Source organism: Nocardioides pacificus, from assembly GCF_054775955.1.
On the sequence record NZ_BAAHCI010000015.1, the window covers coordinates 264,523 to 283,269 of the forward strand.

Here is an 18,747-nt window from a genome sequence, read left to right on the forward strand (position 1 = left end):
CACCATCGACGGCTCGCGCGGCATCTTGCGCCGGATGGCGCGGATCTTGCGCCGGGTCACCAGGATCTTCTGACGGGTCAGCGAGATCTTCTGACGGGTCGGCGGGATTCGTCGGGGGCCGGGGCGTCAGGGGGCGACGAGCACCGGGACGCCGACTCGCGTTCCGTTGGCGCCGCGCCACACCACGTAGCCGTCGTCGCGGCGACCCGCGACGGCCGGGCGGTCGAGCCGCACCCGGAAGGTGGCGGACTCCCCGGGGCCCAGCCGCAGCGCGGCCGGCGTGACCAGCACGCCATAGCGCTCGAAGCCGCGTGCCGCCGAGGAGAAGTAGAGGGCGCGGCTGCCGGTGTTGGTCACCCGACGCGTCGTCTGGCGCTGCCCCGGGTCGATGGTGATCTCGGGGAGGTTGAGCGCCCTGCCCTCCTTGCCGCGGGGCAGACCGGCCTCCAGCCAGGCGCGGTAGCCGGCGGTCCGGGTCGTCAGGGTCAGCCCCGGCCGCCGCGCCTCGAGGCTCTGCAGCGCGCCGGATCCCTGCTGCGTGACGGGGGCGTCACCCAGCGGGCGGGCCGAGGTCACCAGTGCGGAGCGGACCTGCGCGGGCGTGAGGCCGCGGGCCAGGAGGTCCGCGGCGGTGCCGCTGACGTGGGCCGCTGCGGCCGAGGTGCCGGTGAGGAAGTCCCAGCGTGGGCCGGAGTCATCGGGGGGCACCGCGCCCAGCACACCGACGCCGGGTGCGACGAGGTCGGCCGCACCCGACCCCTCACCGGTGGGGGAGAAGGGCGCCATCCGCAACCGGCCGCCGGCGTCGCCGAGCGGGGTCAGGACGACCTGGGTGTCGTCGTGGCGCGCCAGCCGGCGCTGCAGGCGGCGGCCGTCCGACGCGGACAGGTGCACGGTGGGAACGCTGTGGAAGTCGGCGGCGACGTCGCCGCCGCTCGGGTTGACCAGCACCATCGCGACACCGTCGGCCCGCTGCACCGCGAGCGACTTGTCGACACGGCCGATGCCCCCTCGGGCGCAGAGCACCACGGCTCCGGACACCTTCCCGGCATCCAGGGAGCCGGGCCGGCACAGGCGAGCGTCGGCTCGACGCGACCCGGGCGCGACGGCGTCGGCAGCGAGGACCAGCGGCGCCGGCTCGGTGGTGCGGCGCGAGAGCATGGCGCCGGTGAGGCGAGGACCGCCCACCACTCGCACGGCCCCTTGGCGTACGGCGGAGGTCGTGGCGCCGACCGACACGACCCACGGCGGCTGGGCGCTCTGCGCGCGCCCGGCTGCCGTGCTGACCACGATGCCGGCCTCGGTCGCCCCGAGCAGGGCCCGCGCGACGGTGTCGCGGGCGCTCCCGCCCGCGACGGACAGGTTGAGCACGTCGACGCGATCCTCGGTGGCGCGGTCGATCGCGGTCACCAGGTCGGCGGTCGCGCACCCGTCGTCGGCAGGGTCGGGCGCGGTCCAGCAGGCCTTGTAGACGGCCAGCGCCGCCGCGGGCGCCACGCCGGAGTAGGTCCCCATCGACTCGCCCGCCGCATCGACTGACACACCGGCGTTGCCGACGGCGATCGAGGCCACCTGCGTGCCGTGGCCGCTGTCGTCGAGGGCGGACAGCGAGGAGCTCGCGCGCACGGCATCGGCGCCGAAGCCGGCCACGAACCAGCTCGCCCCGACGAGCTTGGCGTCGCAGCCGTCGGTGGGCCAGTCCTCGGCGGGCACGCAGGTGCCGCGAAAGCGACCGTTGGTGGGGCCGCCGGTGTGCCCGGTGAACAGCGGGCTCTCGGGCCAGATGCCCGAGTCGACGATCCCGACGACGACGCCCTCCCCGCCCCCGCTCGAGCGGGGGGACCCGGGTGCCCGGGCGCCGTCACGGGTGCCGGCCAGGCGGCGTACGGCGTTGGGCTCGACCGACGCGACGCCGGGAGTGGTGGCCAGCGCGCTCGCCTGGCCGGGGGTGAGGTGGACGGCCACCCCGCTGAGGGCGGTGGTCCAGCGATAGATCGGCTCGTCGGCGCCGACCGCGGCCAGCGTGTCGTCCTGCTCGGCGAGCTGCCGCGTGCGATAGTCGGCAGAGGTCAGCGAGCCTCGGTAGCCCGCGGTGCCGGGTCCGTCGAGGGTCACGAGATAGAGCGCGTGGCTCAGCGAGCCCGACGCGGAGGCGTCATCGACGGTGGGTCGATCGAAGGTGGGTCGGGCCTCGGCGGAGAGCGGGACGCCAGCGGCGCCGAGGCCGAGCAGGAGGGCCATCGCCGCCGGCAGGGCAGGGCGCAGCAGCGCGAGCGGCCAGTGCCGTCGCGGGAGCACCCGTCGAGCCTGCGTTCCCACGTTTCTCTTCCGTCCCAGGGACCTCGAAGGTCCCATTGTCATGCAAACCACCGATCATGACAGGCGAATGCCCGGTTCACCAGAGCGCCTGCTCCAAACCGGTCACCCGGTGGGGTAGGTCCCACCGGGTGGCACGGCTCTCGGGCTCGCCCCTAGGCTGTCCCTCGCCGGGGCGCGAGGCCGCGGCGCAGGACACAGAAGAGGTCAGTCCCGTGCCCAGTGGCAAGGTGAAGTGGTACGACGCCGACAAGGGGTTCGGCTTCCTGTCGCAGGACGACGGAGCCGACGTCTACGTGCGCGCCGAGGCGCTGCCCGACGGCGTGAGCACGCTCAAGGCCGGGACCCGGGTCGAGTTCGGCATCGCCCAGGGACGGCGCGGTGAGCAGGCCCTGCAGGTGCGGGTGGTCGAGGCGCCGACGTCGGTGGCGCGCAACAAGTCGCGCGCCCAGCGCAAGTCGCCCGAGCAGATGGGCCCGATCGTCGAGGACCTGATCAAGCTCCTCGACGGGATGGGAGAGGGCTACCGCCACGGCCGTCACCCCGACGCGCGCACCTCGGGCCCCACCGCCAAGCTGCTGCGGGCACTGGCCGACGAGCTCGAGCTCAACTGACCCTGGCTGAACTGACCCTGGCTCAACCGACCTTGGCTCAACTCGCCTGAGGCGACACCGCCGAGCGGCGCGCCGAGAGCACATAGACCGACCAGGCGGCCAGCACCGCGCAGGCGACGCCCAGGCCGAGCTGCGGCAGCAGTGGCATCGCGATGCCGACGAAGCCGCCGATGACCCACGCGAGCTGCAGCGTGGTGTCGGAGCGGGCGAAGGCGCTCGACTGCACCCGCTCGTGGACGTCGCGCTGGATCGTCGCATCCAGCGACAGCTTGGCCAGCGACTGCGCCAGGCCGGCGGTCAGCCCGAGCAGGGCCAGCGGCAGCACGCCGTAGAACAGCGCGGCGACCAGCGCCATGGCCGCGTCCGCCAGCAGCGCCAGCACCACGGTCGTCGACGGGTTGACCCGCCGCAGCAGCGAGCCGATGGCGATGCCCAGCACGTTGCCGGCCCCGGCCGCGCCGATCACCACGGCCAGCAGCCACTCGGTGCTCCAGCCCGCGATCGGGTTCTCGCGCAGCAGGAACGCCATGAACATCGTCAAGAAGCCCATCATCCAGCGCGGGCCGGCGTTCGCGCGCAGGGCGAACGCCACCGCGGGGGGCATCCGCACGCTGGGCGCCCGCCTGCCTGCCTGCTGCCTGCCTGCCTGTCCCTTGCTCGCCGGACGCCAGCCGCCCTTCCCGTCGGCGACGCCGTACGACGCGCCCTCCGCCGCGGCGCCGGGCAGCAGCGCCAGCCGGATCTCGCCCTGGCTCGAGTCGACCTTGGCCGGCAGCAGGATCGCCAGGACGGTCGCCACGACGAAGAGCACGAACGCATAGCGCAGGGACCACTCGGCGCCCACCGTGGCGGCCAGGCCGGCGATGGGAGCCGAGACCGAGGCCCCGACGACCCCGGACAGCGAGATCCGGGCGTTGGCCTTGACCAGGGTGAAGTCGCGCGGCACCAGCCTCGGGACGGCGGAGGCCCGCGTCACGCCGTACGCCTTGGATGCGACGAGGACCCCCAATGCCGCGGGGAAGAGCCACACCGACTCCGTGACCACGGCCGAGGCGAGCACCCAGCACAGGAAGGCCCGCACGGCCATGGTCGCGCCGATCGCCCAGCGACGGCCATGGCTGAATCGGTCCAGGAACGGCCCGATGAGCGGCGCGACGATCGCGAACGGGAGCATCGTGAGCCCGAGGAAGAGCGCCACCTGGTCGCGCGCCTCGCCGGTCGGCACCTGGAAGAACAGGCTGCCGGCCAAGGAGATCGCGACGGCCGCGTCGCCGGCGGTGTTGAAGGCGTGCATCTCGATCAGCCGGGACAGGCCGGAGTCGCCCGCCCCCTCGGCGTGCGAGGCGCGCCGCGCCTGACGCACCGTGAACCGCCCGGCGCGCCCACTCACCCGTGCGGCACCGCGCAGGGCGCCCGCGGTCGCGCGGGCACCGGTCTGCACCGCCGAGCCGGCCCGGCGTGCCCCCGAGGGGCGGGCGGGCCGCTCCTGCGGTGACGGGTCCGGGTGAGGGGCGGTCATGGGGACATCATGTCCGTTCTGGGACGCAGATCGGTGCACTTCCCGGCAGCGTGCGGGGGTGGGTTCGTGGGGTGGGGCGACAGGTCGCCCGGCCATGCGTCATGATTTCGACGTGATGGCCACCCTTCGTCCCAAGCCCGACGCCGCTGCCGCCGCCGCGGTCGACGTCGCCCGCGCGGCACTGCTCGACCTCGTCGACGCCGCCGATGTGGGTGAACCCCTCGGCCTGCAGCCCGAGGGCGAGCGCGTCGTCACCCACCTCTTCGCGTGCCTGCGCCCGGGCTACCGCGGCTGGCACTGGTCGGTCACCGTGGCGCGCGCCTCGCGCCAGAAGCGGATCACCGTCGACGAGATCGTCCTCGTGCCCGGCGACGAGGCCATCGTGGCCCCCGCCTGGCTCCCGTGGAAGGAGCGCGTGCGCCCGGGCGACCTCTCGCCCGGCGACCTGCTCCCCGTCGAGGACGACGACCCGCGGCTGGTCCCGACGTACTCCTTCGGCGACGACCCGCTCGACGCCGACGACAAGGCGCAGGTGCGTCAGGTCGCCGCCGACCTGGGTCTGGGCCGGGTGCGGACGCTCTCGGTGGAGGGCCGCGACCTCGCCGCGCAGCGCTGGTACGACGGCGACGGCGGCCCCACCTCGCCCGTCGCTCAGGCGGCTCCCGAGCCCTGCACCTCGTGCGGCTTCCTGCTGCGCATCGCCGGGCCGCTCTCGGAGATGTTCGGGGTCTGCGCCAACGGCAACGCCAACGACGACGGCCGGATCGTGTCGTTCGACCACGGCTGCGGCGCCCACTCCGAGGTGCAGCTGGCGCGCAAGCACCAGCCGCTGCCGCCGCTCGAGCCGGTCGTGGACACGATCAACCCCGACGACATCGAGTCGTTCTAGGACGCTGCGCGAGGCTCAGGGCTGGGTGTCGGCGGGCTGGTCGTCGGCGGGTGGGGTGTCGGTGCGCGCCTGGCGGTGCCGGCGGCAGAACTCCACGCCGAACAGGCCCAGCCCGAAGCCGGCCAGGCAGGTCCAGAGCCACCACACGCGGCCGCTGTCCTGCAGCTCGCCGTAGAACGGCAGCAGCGCCACGAACGCGATCAGCCACAGCACGGAGCCGACCGTGACCGTGCGCACGCCGTCGACGTCGAGCGGGGCGACGTCGGCGACGAGGAAGGTGCGGCTGCCGATCTCGTGCCGCATCGGCTGCTCGTCGCGGATCTCCACGCGACCCACGCTAGCCGATCCCCGCCGTACGTCGGGAGCGGGGCACGGGCGCGCTGCTCGGTGCAATCTTCGTCTCACCCACGGCTGAGGTGGTCGGCGAGGGCGCGGAGATCTGCCACAGTTGTCGCCCGTGGACAAGCAGACGACGCGCCCGGCAACCGGCACCGCAGGCCCCCTCGACTCGTGGTTCAAGATCTCCGAGCGCGGCTCGACCGTCGGCCGGGAGGTGCGCGGCGGGATCGTCACGTTCCTGACGATGGCCTACATCCTCGTGCTGAACCCGATCATCCTCACCGGCGGCGCCGACCTGAACGGCGACAAGCTCGCCGGCGGTGACGTGGCGGCCGTGGCGGCGGCGACGGCGCTGGTGGCCGGGGTGCTCACGATGCTGATGGGCGCGGTGGCCAACTACCCGATGGCGCTGGCCGCGGGGCTGGGGCTCAACGCCTTCGTGACCTACTCCATCGCGAGCCAGATGACCTGGGCCGACGCGATGGGCCTGGTGGTCATGGAGGGCCTGATCATCCTGCTCCTGGTGCTGACCGGCTTCCGGGAGGCGGTCTTCAAGGCCGTCCCGGGGCAGCTCAAGGTGGCCATCTCGGTGGGCATCGGGCTGTTCATCACGCTGATCGGCCTCGTCGACTCCGGCTTCGTGCGCAAGACCGCAGGCTCGGTGCCCGTCGAGATGGGGATCGGCGGGCAGCTGCAGGGCTGGCCCGTCCTGGTGTTCGTGATCGGCCTGGCGCTGGTCATCGGGCTCTACGTCGCCCACGTGCGCGGCGCCATCCTGATCTCGATCCTGACGACCACGGTCCTCGCGATCATCGTCGAGAAGCTCGCCGACGTCGGTCCCACCTTCGGCGCCGACGGCACCGTCAACCCCAAGGGCTGGAACCTCAACGTCCCCGCCCTGCCGGACGAGGTCGTGCAGCTCCCCGACCTCGGCCTGGTCGGCGAGTTCAGCCTGCTCGGGTCCTGGGAGAACGCCGGCATCGTCACCGTCGCGCTGCTGATCTTCACGCTGCTGCTGGCCGACTTCTTCGACACGATGGGCACGATGACCGCCATCGGCGCCGAGGGAGGCCTGCTCGACGAGGAGGGCAACCCGCCGAACACCAAGCGGATCCTGATCGTCGACTCGCTCGCTGCCGCCGCGGGTGGTGCCGCCAGCGTCTCCTCCAACACCTCCTACATCGAGTCGACCTCCGGCGTGGCCGAGGGCGCGCGCACCGGACTCTCCTCGGTGGTCACCGGGCTGCTGTTCCTGCTGGCGATGTTCTTCGCGCCGGTGGTGCGCGTCGTACCCAACGAGGCGGCGGTGCCAGCGCTGGTGCTGGTCGGCTTCCTGATGATGCAGCAGGTCCGCGGCATCGACTGGGACGACCTGGAGATCGCGATCCCGGCGTTCCTGACGATCGTCGTGATGCCGTTCACCTACTCGATCTCCGCCGGGATCGGGGCCGGCTTCCTGGCCTACGTGCTGATCAAGGTCGTGCGCGGCAAGATCGGCCAGGTGCACGCGCTGATGTGGATCATCGCCGTCCTCTTCCTCATCTACTTCGCGATCAGCCCGATCTCCTCCTGGGTGGGCTGACGCCCGGCCGAGGCCGTCCGCGACGCCGTGGCGCGCGTCACCACGAGCGCGCGGAATAGTTAGCAACGGTAACGAGTTGGGGTGGATGTGCCCACCCCTCAGCTCGCCTCCCGCACCGACGCCGGCCTCGCCGCCGAGCTGCGCCTGTCCGTGATGCGTCTGCGCCGCCGGCTGGCCGCCGAGCGGCACCCGGACAACGAGCTGAGTGCCGGCGCTATGGCGGTCCTCGGGACGCTCTTCCGCGAGGGGGAGTGCCCGGTCGGCGAGCTCGCGGCCCGCGAGCGGGTCCAGCCGCCGTCGATGACGCGCACCGTCAACGCCCTCGAGGCCGACGGCCTCGTCGCCCGGCGCCCGCACGAGACCGACGGTCGGCAGGTGCTGATCGCCCTCTCGGACCGCGGTCGCCAGGTGGTGCTGGCCGACCGTCGCCGACGCGACGCCTGGTTGGCCCGCCGCCTCGCCGAGCTCGAGCCCGACGAGCGCGAGGTCCTGCGACGGGCCGCCCCTCTTCTCCAAGAACTGGCCCGGAAGGACTGAACCACCACGTCTCCCACGTTCAAGGCGCTCGCCAACGCGAACTACCGTCTCTACGCCGCCGGCGGCGCCGTCTCCAACGTCGGCACCTGGATGCAGCGGGTCGCGCAGGACTGGCTGGTCCTGCAGCTCGCCACCAACGGCGGTACGGCGATCGGCATCACGACCGGCCTGCAGTTCCTGCCCATCCTGCTCCTCTCGCCGTACGCCGGCCTGGTTGCCGACCGCGTGCCGAAGCGCACGCTGCTGCAGATCACCCAGGTGATGATGGCGGTCCCGGCACTGGTGCTCGGCGTGCTCGCCGTCACCGGTGTGGCAGAGGTGTGGCACGTGTTCGTGCTGGCCTTCGTGTTCGGCATCGGCACGGCCTTCGACGGCCCGGCCCGGCAGTCGTTCGTCAGCGAGATCGTGACCCGCGAGGACCTGAGCAACGCGGTCGGCCTGAACTCGGCGTCCTTCAACGCCGCGCGCATCGTCGGGCCCGCGATCGCCGGCCTGCTGATCGCCGCTCTCGGCGGGGGAGCGGTGGCGACCGGCTGGGTGATCGTGATCAACGCGCTGACCTACGCCGGCCCGGTCATCGCCCTGCGCGGGATGAACCCGGCACTCCTGGCCACCCCCGAGCCGCTGCCCAAGGGGGGCGGCGGTGTCCGCGAGGGGGTCCGCTACGTGCGGGGCCGGCCCGACCTGATGCTGATCCTCGCCATCGTGTTCTTCGCCGGCACGTTCGGGCTGAACTTCCAGATGACCTCGGCGCTGATGGCCACGGAGGTCTTCGGCAAGGGCCCCACGGAGTACGGCTTCCTCGGGACGGCGATGGCCGTCGGCTCGCTCACGGGTGCGCTGCTGGCCGCACGCCGCGCCCACGTCGGGCAGCGTCTCGTGGTGCTCTCGGCGCTGGCGTTCGGCGCCGCCGAGGTGGTGGCCGGACTGCTGCCGGGCTACTGGTGGTTCGCGCTGTGGATGCCGGTCCTGGGGATCAGCGCCCTGACCATGATCACCGCCGCCAACACCGTGATCCAGATGTCGGTCGAGCCCGCGCTGCGAGGGCGGGTGATGGCGCTCTACATGATGATCTTCATGGGCGGCACCCCGCTGGGAGCGCCGGCCGTGGGGTGGATCGGCGAGGTCTTCGGCGCGCGCTGGACGCTGCTCGGCGGAGGGGCGATGACCGTGCTGGGCGTGTTGCTCGCCGTGGCCGTCTTCGGGCCCGGTCGCCGCGTTTTGACCGGTGTATGGCGGCCGAGTAGTCTTTTCCCTCGTGTCTGGAACAACCAGACCGTTGCGCGTGCTCGGAAGTAGTCGGCGGGTCAGAACCACCGGCACCGAGCGCGGATCCCGGCGCAAGTTACCCGTGTGGTGACGATCCAGGAAGGGCGACACGCCCGACCGCGGGGGTTGCATCGGTCGAGTTCGCCGTGCACCACCAGCACACCGAGCAGCATCATCGTGCCCAGCAGAGCGCCGGGTACTGAGAGACAAAACGAAGGGGAACCACCAGGTGCCCACGATTAACCAGCTGGTCCGCAAGGGCCGCCAGGACAAGGTGTCCAAGAGCAAGACGCCTGCCCTCAAGGGCTCGCCCCAGCGCCGCGGTGTCTGCACCCGCGTCTACACGACCACCCCGAAGAAGCCGAACTCCGCTCTGCGCAAGGTCGCCCGTGTGCGCCTGTCCAGCGGCGTCGAGGTCACGGCGTACATCCCGGGTGTGGGCCACAACCTCCAGGAGCACTCGATCGTGCTCGTGCGCGGCGGCCGGGTGAAGGACCTTCCCGGTGTCCGCTACAAGATCATTCGCGGCTCGCTCGACACCCAGGGTGTCAAGAACCGCAAGCAGGCCCGCAGCCGTTACGGCGCGAAGAAGGAGAAGAGCTAATGCCTCGCAAGGGTCCCGCCCCGAAGCGTCCGCTCGACGTCGACCCGGTCTACGGCTCGCAGGTCGTCACCCAGCTCGTCAGCAAGGTCCTGCAGGACGGCAAGAAGCAGGTTGCTCAGCGCATCGTCTACACCGCGCTCGAGGGCTGCCGTGAGAAGACCGGCACCGACCCGGTCGTCACGCTCAAGCGTGCGCTCGACAACGTGAAGCCGGCCATCGAGGTCAAGTCCCGCCGCGTCGGCGGTGCGACCTACCAGGTGCCGATCGAGGTCAAGCCCAACCGCAGCACGACGCTGGCCCTGCGCTGGCTCGTCGGCTACGCCCAGGCCCGTCGCGAGAAGACGATGGCCGAGCGGCTGATGAACGAGATCCTCGACGCGAGCAACGGCCTCGGTGCCGCGGTGAAGAAGCGTGAGGACACCCACAAGATGGCCGAGTCCAACAAGGCCTTCGCGCACTACCGCTGGTGACGTCGGTCCGACCGGACCGACACACCTCCCGACTCTCCCGAGGGGACGACACTTAAGTGGCTGTCGACATCACCACGGACCTCAACCAGGTCCGCAACATCGGCATCATGGCGCACATCGACGCCGGCAAGACCACCACCACCGAGCGGATCCTGTTCTACACGGGCATCACGTACAAGATCGGTGAGGTCCACGAGGGCGCGGCCACGATGGACTGGATGGAGCAGGAGCAGGAGCGCGGCATCACCATCACGTCCGCCGCGACGACCTGCTGGTGGAACAAGCACCAGATCAACATCATCGACACCCCCGGCCACGTGGACTTCACCGTCGAGGTCGAGCGCTCGCTGCGCGTCCTCGACGGCGCCGTCGCGGTGTTCGACGGTGTCGCGGGTGTCGAGCCGCAGACGATGACGGTGTGGCGTCAGGCCAACAAGTACTCCGTCCCGCGGATGTGCTTCGTCAACAAGCTCGACCGCACCGGCGCGGACTTCTTCCGCTGCGTCGACATGATCATCGAGCGTCTCAACTCGACCCCGCTGGTCCTGCAGCTCCCGATCGGCGCCGAGGGCGACTTCATCGGTGTCGTCGACCTCGTCGGCATGCGTGCCCTGACCTGGCGTGGCGAGACCACGATCGGTGAGGACTACGAGGTCGAGGAGATCCCGGCCGAGCTCGCCGAGAAGGCCGCCGAGTACCGCGTCAAGCTGCTCGAGACGATCGCCGACGCCGACGACGCCATCATGGAGAAGTACCTCGAGGGCGAGGACTTCACCGTCGAGGAGCTCGACGCGGCCATCCGTCGCGCCACGCTGGCCGACAAGATCAACCCGATCCTGTGCGGCACCGCCTTCAAGAACAAGGGCGTCCAGCCCCTGCTCGACGCGGTCGTCAAGTACCTTCCCTCGCCGCTCGACATCGAGGCCGTCGAGGGCCACAAGGTCAACGACGAGGAGACGATCATCCAGCGTCGTCCCAACGACGACGAGCCGTTCGCCGGCCTGGCGTTCAAGATCGCCTCCGACCCGCACCTGGGCAAGCTGACCTTCGTCCGCGTCTACTCGGGCAAGCTCGAGGCGGGCGCGACCGTGCTCAACTCGGTCAAGGGCCGCAAGGAGCGGATCGGCAAGGTCTACCAGATGCACGCCAACAAGCGCGAGGAGATCGCGTCGGTCGGCGCCGGTCAGATCGTCGCGGTGATGGGCCTCAAGGACACCACCACCGGCGAGACGCTGTGTGACGTGCAGAACCCGGTCGTCCTCGAGTCGATGACGTTCCCGGCCCCGGTGATCGAGGTCGCGATCGAGCCCAAGACCAAGAGCGACCAGGAGAAGCTGGGCACGGCCATCCAGCGGCTGTCGGAGGAGGACCCCACCTTCACCGTCAAGACCGACGAGGAGACCGGGCAGACGATCATCGCCGGCATGGGCGAGCTCCACCTCGACGTGCTCGTCGACCGCATGCGTCGCGAGTTCCGCGTCGAGGCGACCGTCGGCAAGCCGCAGGTGGCCTACCGCGAGACCATCCGTCGCAAGGTCGCGAACCACAGCTACACGCACAAGAAGCAGACCGGCGGCTCGGGCCAGTTCGCCAAGATCGTCATCTCGATCGAGCCGAACACCGACCCCGAGACCGGACACGGCGCGGGCTACGAGTTCGTGAACAACGTCTCCGGTGGTCGCATCCCGCGCGAGTACATCCCGTCGGTCGACCACGGTGCCCATGAGGCCATGGAGTTCGGCGTCCTCGCCGGCTACCCGATGGTCGACGTGAAGGTCTCGCTCGAGGACGGCGCCTACCACGACGTCGACTCCTCCGAGCTGGCCTTCAAGATCGCCGGCATCGCGGCCTTCAAGGAGGCCGCACGGATGGCCAAGCCGGTCCTGCTCGAGCCCGTGTTCGCGGTCGAGGTCACCACCCCCGACTCCTTCCTCGGAGACGTGATCGGTGACATCAACTCGCGGCGCGGCCAGGTCAGCAGCATGGAGGACCGTCACGGCGACCGCGTCGTCAACGCCCTTGTGCCGCTGTCAGAGATGTTCGGGTACGTTGGCGACCTGAGGTCCAAGACCTCCGGCCAGGCTTCGTACTCGATGGAGTTCGACTCGTACGCCGAGGTTCCTCAGAACGTCGCCGACGAGATCATCAAGAAGGTTCGCGGCGAGTAATCTCGTCCGGACCTCGGCAACACCCAGTACGAGTCAAGTAACAACCCACACCAGGAGGAGCCCCAGTGGCTAAGGCGAAGTTCGAGCGGACCAAGCCGCACGTCAACATCGGCACCATCGGTCACATCGACCACGGTAAGACGACGCTGACCGCGGCGATTACCAAGGTGCTTCACGACGCGTACCCGACCCTGAACGCCGCTTCGGCGTTCGACGAGATCGACAAGGCTCCCGAGGAGCGTCAGCGCGGGATCACGATCTCGATCGCGCACGTCGAGTACCAGACGGAGCAGCGTCACTACGCTCACGTCGACTGCCCCGGTCACGCCGACTACATCAAGAACATGATCACCGGCGCGGCGCAGATGGACGGCGCCATCCTGGTCGTCGCGGCCACCGACGGCCCGATGCCCCAGACGCGTGAGCACGTGCTGCTCGCCCGCCAGGTCGGCGTGCCCGCCCTGGTCGTCGCGCTGAACAAGTGCGACATGGTGGACGACGAGGAGCTCATCGAGCTCGTCGAGATGGAGGTGCGCGAGCTCCTCTCCGAGTACGAGTTCGACGGCGACAACATCCCCGTCGTGCGCGTTGCTGCCTTCCCGGCGCTCCAGGGCGACGAGAAGTGGGGCAAGTCGATCCTCGAGCTGATGGCTGCGGTGGACGAGTCCATCCCGACCCCGGCGCGTGAGACCGACAAGCCGTTCCTCATGCCTGTCGAGGACGTCTTCACGATCACCGGTCGCGGCACGGTCATCACCGGCCGCATCGAGCGTGGCATCGTCAAGGTCAACGAGGAGGTCGAGATCATCGGCATCCGCGAGAAGGCCCAGAAGTCGACCGTCACCGGTGTCGAGATGTTCCGCAAGCTGCTCGACGAGGGCCAGGCCGGTGAGAACGTCGGTCTGCTGCTTCGTGGCACCAAGCGCGAGGACATCGAGCGCGGCATGGTCGTCATCAAGCCGGGCACCACGACCCCGCACACCAACTTCGAGGCCTCGGTCTACATCCTCTCGAAGGAGGAGGGCGGCCGCCACACGCCGTTCTTCAACAACTACCGCCCGCAGTTCTACTTCCGTACCACGGACGTGACGGGCGTCGTGACCCTGCCCGAGGGCACCGAGATGGTCATGCCGGGTGACAACACCGAGATGTCGGTCGAGCTCATCCAGCCCATCGCGATGGACGAGGGCCTGCGTTTCGCGATCCGCGAGGGCGGCCGCACCGTCGGCGCCGGTCGGGTCACCAAGATCACCAAGTGATCTAGCCTCACCTGCAGCACCCGAACGGCCCTGGACCTCGCGGTCCGGGGCCGTTCGTCATGTCCCCCCTGCCCAGGAGAGAAGCCCCGTGTCCCTCCCGTCCGACCCGCCCCAGCCGCCCGGCGTACGACCGGCGCGCCCGCACCACCGGCTCACCGAGGACGGTCGGCGCATCCGCGAGGTGCTCACCTACTCCCGGCGCGGCAGCCGGTTCACGCCGCACCAGCAGGAGGCATGGGACGCGCACGCGCAGGCCTGGGTGTTCCCGGACGAGGCGGTCGACGAGCCCGGCTTCGCGCTCGCGTCGTGGTTCGGGCGCGAGGCACCGCTGGTCGTCGAGATCGGATCGGGTGTCGGCGAGGCGACGGCCGCCCTGGCAGCCGCCCGGCCCGACGTCAACGTGCTGGCTTTCGAGGTCTGGCGTCCCGGAGTGGCGGACGGGCTGAGCCGCGTGGCCGACGCCGGCGCGCAGAACGTCCGGTTCTGCTCGGTGGACGCCGTGTGGTCCCTCGAGCACCTCCTGGCCGCCGGTTCGCTGGCCGAGCTCTGGACGTTCTTCCCGGACCCGTGGCACAAGAAGCGCCACCACAAGCGGCGGCTGGTCACTCCCGAGTTCGCCGCCCTGGTGGGCTCGCGGCTCGCGCCGGGCGCCGCCTGGCGCCTGGCCACCGACTGGTCGGAGTATGCCGAGCAGATGGTGGAGGTGCTCGACGCGGAGCCCGCGCTCGAGGGGGGCGTCGTCGAGCGGTGGGCCGATCGCCCGGTCACCCGGTTCGAGCGCAAGGGGCTGGCCGCCGGCCGCTCGATCACCGACCTCAGCTACCGACGCCGGGCCTGACCTGCCGGCGGCGGTCTGAACGCCCCTCGGGTGGGGTCAGCGCAAGGGTTTCCCCCGTTCCCCGATCTCCGTCGCCGCAGGCAGGGTTGCCTCAGCGACGCTGGTGTCGCTCGCTGTCCGATCTCGGGACGGTGCCGACCAGAGGGCCCAGAAGGCCCGAGGAGGTTCGAGGACATGAAGAGAACGGCTATCGGGGCGGCAACCCTCGCCGCTGTCGTGCTGGGCTCGACGGGTGCGGTCGTCGGCGGGGCCAACGCCGCCGACGTGAGGGCCAGTCGCGACGATGCGCCCGTGCAGGGCACCTCGGCGTCGCGCTCGGCGGAGAAGGTGCCGGGCCAGTACATCGTGATGCTGCGCGCCGACGCCACCGACCAGCAGCTGACGAGGTCGCGGCGCCACACCCGCGCTGAGGGCGGTGAGATCACGGAGGTCTACAAGGCCGTCAACGGCTACTCCGCCACGCTGGACGCCGACGAGGTGGCCGCTGTTCGCGACGACCCCCGGGTGGCGTTCGTCGAGGCCGATCGGGTGATCCAGGCGAGTGCGACCCAGACCAACGCCACCTGGGGGCTCGACCGGATCGACCAGTCGGCGCTCCCGCTGAGCGGCTCCTACAGCTACACGCGCACCGGCAGCGGCGTCACGGCGTACGTCATCGACACCGGCATCAACGGCTCGCACAGCCAGTTCAGCGGCCGGATGGGCTCCGGCTACAGCGCCATCAACGACGGCCGCGGCACGACCGACTGCAACGGGCACGGGACCCACGTGGCGGGCACCGTCGGGGGCACGACGTACGGCGTGGCCAAGAACGTGCGACTGGTCCCCGTCCGGGTCCTCGACTGTCAGGGGAGCGGCACCAACTCGGGCGTCATCGCCGGCATGGACTGGGTGGCCGCCAACAGGAGCGGTGCCAGCGTGGCCAACATGAGCCTGGGCGGCGGCGCCTCCTCCGCGGTCGACGCGGCCGTCAACCGGATGGTCAACGCCGGCGTGAGCGTCGTCGTCGCGGCCGGCAACGAGGACGTCAACGCGTGCAACAGCTCGCCGGCGCGGGCCTCGGCAGCCATCACGGTCGCCGCGACCGACCGCACCGACACCCGGGCCTACTTCTCCAACTACGGCAGCTGCACCGACATCTTCGCCCCCGGCGTGAGCATCACCTCGGCGTGGATCGGCTCGAGCTCGGCGACGTCGACGATCTCCGGGACGTCGATGGCCTCGCCGCACGTCGCGGGTGCCGCGGCGCTCTACCTGCAGGGCAACCCGTCAGCCCGTCCCTCGACGGTCGCCAACGCCCTGATCGGCCAGTCGACCAAGGGCCGGGTCATCGACGAGGCCGGCTCTCCCGACCGGTTGCTGTTCACGGCTCCCTGAGCCGTCCCCAGCCGTAGCCCAGCCGCAGCATCGGCCCCTCGGGCCGGATCACCGCGAGACCCGCGGTCGTCCGGCTCGGGGGGCCTTGGCATAGTGGCGGCCATGGACACCGACGCCGTCCTCGTGCTGATGCAGGAGGTGGCCGCCGACATCATCGAACCGCGGTTCCGCTCCCTGGCCGACCACGAGGTGATGGAGAAGAACCCCGGCGACCTGGTCACGGTCGCCGACCACGAGGCCGAGGTGGCGATCACCCGCCGCCTGCAGGAGGCCTTCCCCGACGCGCTCATCGTCGGCGAGGAGGCGGTGGCGGCGGACGCCTCCCTGCTGGAGGGGTTGGACCGGGTGGACCACTGGTTCACCGTCGACCCCGTGGACGGCACCCGCAACTTCGTGCACGGCTCGCCGGACCACGCCGTGATGATCGGCGAGATCCTGGCCGGCGAGATCGTCCGGGGCTGGATCTGGCAGCCCGCCCACGGCCGCTCCTACGTCGCCGAGCGCGGCGCCGGAGCCTGGGCCGACGGCGTCCGCCTCGAGGGCCCGGAGCCGAAGGACCCGCGGCACCCGCGCGGGGTGACGTCCATGCGCGGCCGCGTCGGCACCGCGCCGGGCGACCTGGCGCCGATGGAGCTGTCCTGGGTCTGCTGCGGCGTCGACTTCCCCCAGGTCGTCACCGGGGGCACCGACTACGTCCTCTACGGCATGACCAAGCCTTGGGACCACGTCCCCGGCACCCTGCTCACCCGCGAGGTCGGCGGCAGCGTGGTGCATCCCGACGGCTCCGACTACCTGCCGACGGACATCGACCGACCAGTCCTGGTCAGCGCGACCTCTGAAGTACGCGACACGGTGCTCCCGCTGCTGTAGGAAAGGCCCCGGACCCCCTGCCGTTTGGTCCCCAACGGCAGCAATTTCGCGCCGGGGCGTGTCGTCTCTGACCAATCGAGGGGGTCGCCACGACCGGAGGATCAGCCGTGCCGACCGGCGCCCAGCCGGTGGCGCAGCTGGGCCTCGCGGCCCAGCCGGCGCGCGTCACGCTCGCGGCGCTCCGCCACGACGGCGGCGAGGTAGGGCTCGGGCGGCGTGCCCGGCGGCGGTGCGGGTGCGACGTACTGACTGACCTGCTCGGCGAGCCGCACCCCGAGGTCGTGCCGTGATCGCGGGTCGAGCTGCGGGGCACGGGAGAGGAACTGGCGCACCCCCAGCGCCAAGGGGACGGGGAGGCTGCGCATGTCGGCGCTGATCGCCCAGGCGACGAGCGGCGGGGGCATCAACGGTGGGGGAGCCAGGCGCAGGGGCATCCGGTCCCGTACGACGTAGGTGCCGGCGGCGTAGTCACCCAGCCGCTTGCCCTTGGCGCTGAGCAGGGCGGAGAAGAACGCGGGCGCTCCGGTGAAGGCGTAGACCTCGACGAAGCCGATCAGCGCCCGCACGAACGCGTGCTGGAACGTGATCGGCCCGGCATCGTCGCGCACCGTGCGCAGACCGAGGGCGAGCTTGCCGATCGACCGGCCGCGGGTCAGGGTCTCGAACGCCGACGGCCAGATCAGGAACACCGTGATGAGGGTGGCGATGTAGGCCACCCAGACCAGGGCTGCATCGGTGTCGATGGCCGCCACCAGCGTCACGAGCAGCAGGACGACCAGCAGCGTCAGAGTAACGACGACATCGATCAGACCCGACGCGATCCGGGTGCCCAGGCCCGCCGGCGGCAGGTCGAGGGCGACAGCCTCCCCGGTCACCAGGTCGTCCTCGGTGAGGGTGGCGAACTCCGGGGTGCGTGCTTCGGACTGGGACATCGCGGACCAGCATAGGTCTGGCGTCGACCCGTCGGAGACGGCATAGGGTCAGGGGGTGGACCTGGACGCCTACGTGCTCGCGCATCACCAGGAGTGGGGACGCCTGGAGGAGCTGACCCGACGCCGGAGGCTCAACGGGGTGGAGGCCGACGAGCTGGTCGAGCTCTACCAGCGGGTCGCGACCCACCTGTCGGTCGTACGCACCTCGGCTCCGGACGCGTCGGTCGTCTCCTACCTCTCCTCGATCCTGGCCCGGGCACGCACCCGCTCAGCCGGGACCCGTGTCACGACCTGGGGATCGGTCGTGTCGTTCGTGACCGAACGGTTCCCGGCTGCCCTCTACCGCCTGCGCTGGTGGTGGCTGGCCACGCTGGTCGCCAACGTGCTGGTCGCCGCCGTGATGATCTGGTGGCTGCTGGGTCACGGTGAGGTGGAGCAGACACTGCTCTCGCCGTCCGAGGTGGACCAGCTCGTCGAGGAGGACTTCGAGAGCTACTACAGCGAGTACGCCGCCTCCCACTTCGCCGCCCAGGTGTGGATCAACAACGCCTGGGTCTCGGCCCTGTGCCTGGCGCTCGGGATCCTCGGCGCGCCGGTGGTCTACCTGCTCTTCACCAACATCGCGAACCTCGCGATCATCGGCTCGATCATGATCCGCCACGACCACGGCGCCCACTTCTTCGGTCTGCTGCTCCCGCACGGTCTCTTGGAGCTGACGGCCGTGTTCGTGGCGGCGGGGGTCGGCTTCCGGCTCTTCTGGTCGTGGGTCGAGCCGGGGGCGCTGACCCGCGCGCAGTCGATCGCCCGCGAAGGACGCACTGCCGGCACCGTGGCCCTGGGCCTGGTCGGGGTGCTGTTCGTCAGCGGCATCATCGAGGCCTTCGTGACACCGTCGCCGCTGCCCACTTGGGCGCGCGTCGGCATCGGAGTGGTGGCCGAGGCCGTCTTCTTCGGCTACGTCTTCGTGGTCGGCCGCGCGGCGTACCTGCGCGGCCACACGGGCGACGTCGACGCCTCGATGCTCGAGGACCGCGCAGCCACCGCCGCCTGACCGCCGAGTCGGCGCATGCCGTACGTCGTACGGCGTCCGTCGGCGGGGTTGCCGATTGGTCACAGACGACATGCTCCGGCGTGAAATGCACGCCGTTGGGGACCAAACGGCAG

Annotated in this window: 16 protein-coding genes and 1 pseudogene; 13 read left to right on the forward strand and 4 right to left on the reverse strand. The window is 70.9% G+C overall.

The genetic code is table 11. The features are described 5' to 3' along the window. Positions 1 to 126: 126 nt before the first annotated feature. Positions 127 to 2,298: a S8 family serine peptidase gene (locus ACYU7L_RS19815; protein WP_460800294.1), complete on the reverse strand. Its 2,172-nt coding sequence runs from the start codon at positions 2,296 to 2,298 to the stop codon at positions 127 to 129. Positions 2,299 to 2,531: 233 nt separating this feature from the next. Here ACYU7L_RS19815 and ACYU7L_RS19820 point away from each other — a divergent pair, with 233 nt between their 5' ends. Continuing rightward, complete coding sequence (locus ACYU7L_RS19820) at positions 2,532 to 2,930, forward strand: cold-shock protein (protein ID WP_460800295.1); 399 nt, start codon at positions 2,532 to 2,534, stop codon at positions 2,928 to 2,930. Positions 2,931 to 2,967: 37 nt separating this feature from the next. Here the strand turns inward: ACYU7L_RS19820 and ACYU7L_RS19825 are convergent, their stop codons facing one another. Further along, positions 2,968 to 4,449 (reverse strand): MFS transporter, encoded by a 1,482-nt coding sequence (locus ACYU7L_RS19825; RefSeq protein ID WP_460800296.1) that lies wholly within the window; start codon positions 4,447 to 4,449, stop codon positions 2,968 to 2,970. A gap of 115 nt (positions 4,450 to 4,564) precedes the next feature. On the opposite strand from ACYU7L_RS19825, the gene ACYU7L_RS19830 reads away from it, so the two are divergent. Beyond that, positions 4,565 to 5,338: a DUF3027 domain-containing protein gene (locus ACYU7L_RS19830; RefSeq protein ID WP_460801718.1), complete on the forward strand. Its 774-nt coding sequence runs from the start codon at positions 4,565 to 4,567 to the stop codon at positions 5,336 to 5,338. Between the two features lie 15 nt (positions 5,339 to 5,353). On the opposite strand, the gene ACYU7L_RS19835 is transcribed toward ACYU7L_RS19830, so the two are convergent. Beyond that, complete coding sequence (locus tag ACYU7L_RS19835) at positions 5,354 to 5,665, reverse strand: DUF2530 domain-containing protein (protein WP_460800297.1); 312 nt, start codon at positions 5,663 to 5,665, stop codon at positions 5,354 to 5,356. A gap of 130 nt (positions 5,666 to 5,795) precedes the next feature. On the opposite strand from ACYU7L_RS19835, the gene ACYU7L_RS19840 reads away from it, so the two are divergent. The 10 genes and pseudogenes from ACYU7L_RS19840 (at position 5,796) to ACYU7L_RS19885 (ending at position 16,651) form a co-directional block, all read left to right on the forward strand. Then, complete coding sequence (locus tag ACYU7L_RS19840) at positions 5,796 to 7,259, forward strand: NCS2 family permease (RefSeq protein ID WP_460800298.1); 1,464 nt, start codon at positions 5,796 to 5,798, stop codon at positions 7,257 to 7,259. Between the two features lie 81 nt (positions 7,260 to 7,340). Continuing rightward, on the forward strand, positions 7,341 to 7,796 hold the full coding sequence (locus ACYU7L_RS19845) for a MarR family winged helix-turn-helix transcriptional regulator (protein WP_460800299.1): 456 nt from the start codon (positions 7,341 to 7,343) through the stop codon (positions 7,794 to 7,796). A gap of 30 nt (positions 7,797 to 7,826) precedes the next feature. After that, positions 7,827 to 9,095: pseudogene (locus ACYU7L_RS19850) on the forward strand (MFS transporter); the annotation flags it as partial. Between the two features lie 199 nt (positions 9,096 to 9,294). Further along, complete coding sequence (gene rpsL, locus ACYU7L_RS19855) at positions 9,295 to 9,669, forward strand: 30S ribosomal protein S12 (protein WP_428344753.1); 375 nt, start codon at positions 9,295 to 9,297, stop codon at positions 9,667 to 9,669. Beyond that, entirely contained in the window at positions 9,669 to 10,139 is a 471-nt protein-coding gene (gene rpsG, locus ACYU7L_RS19860; RefSeq protein WP_460800300.1) for a 30S ribosomal protein S7, read from the forward strand. The genes rpsL and rpsG overlap by 1 nt, the downstream gene beginning before the upstream one ends. A 56-nt stretch (positions 10,140 to 10,195) precedes the next feature. Beyond that, positions 10,196 to 12,307 (forward strand): elongation factor G, encoded by a 2,112-nt coding sequence (gene fusA / locus ACYU7L_RS19865; protein ID WP_460800301.1) that lies wholly within the window; start codon positions 10,196 to 10,198, stop codon positions 12,305 to 12,307. A 65-nt stretch (positions 12,308 to 12,372) separates the two neighbouring features. Further along, on the forward strand, positions 12,373 to 13,566 hold the full coding sequence (gene tuf, locus ACYU7L_RS19870) for an elongation factor Tu (protein ID WP_460800302.1): 1,194 nt from the start codon (positions 12,373 to 12,375) through the stop codon (positions 13,564 to 13,566). 88 nt (positions 13,567 to 13,654) lie between these two features. Further along, on the forward strand, positions 13,655 to 14,404 hold the full coding sequence (gene trmB / locus ACYU7L_RS19875) for a tRNA (guanosine(46)-N7)-methyltransferase TrmB (RefSeq protein ID WP_460800303.1): 750 nt from the start codon (positions 13,655 to 13,657) through the stop codon (positions 14,402 to 14,404). Between the two features lie 174 nt (positions 14,405 to 14,578). Then, a complete protein-coding gene (locus tag ACYU7L_RS19880; protein WP_460800304.1) occupies positions 14,579 to 15,781 on the forward strand; it encodes a S8 family peptidase in 1,203 nt (400 codons plus the stop codon). A 102-nt stretch (positions 15,782 to 15,883) separates the two neighbouring features. Then, the gene (locus tag ACYU7L_RS19885; RefSeq protein WP_460800305.1) at positions 15,884 to 16,651 is read left to right on the forward strand and encodes an inositol monophosphatase family protein; all 768 of its coding nucleotides are present in this window, start codon (positions 15,884 to 15,886) and stop codon (positions 16,649 to 16,651) included. 101 nt (positions 16,652 to 16,752) lie between these two features. Here the strand turns inward: ACYU7L_RS19885 and ACYU7L_RS19890 are convergent, their stop codons facing one another. Beyond that, complete coding sequence (locus ACYU7L_RS19890) at positions 16,753 to 17,583, reverse strand: RDD family protein (protein WP_460800306.1); 831 nt, start codon at positions 17,581 to 17,583, stop codon at positions 16,753 to 16,755. A gap of 55 nt (positions 17,584 to 17,638) precedes the next feature. On the opposite strand from ACYU7L_RS19890, the gene ACYU7L_RS19895 reads away from it, so the two are divergent. Next, positions 17,639 to 18,634, forward strand: coding sequence for a stage II sporulation protein M (locus ACYU7L_RS19895; RefSeq protein ID WP_460800307.1), 996 nt, complete (start codon positions 17,639 to 17,641; stop codon positions 18,632 to 18,634). Positions 18,635 to 18,747: the final 113 nt, after the last annotated feature.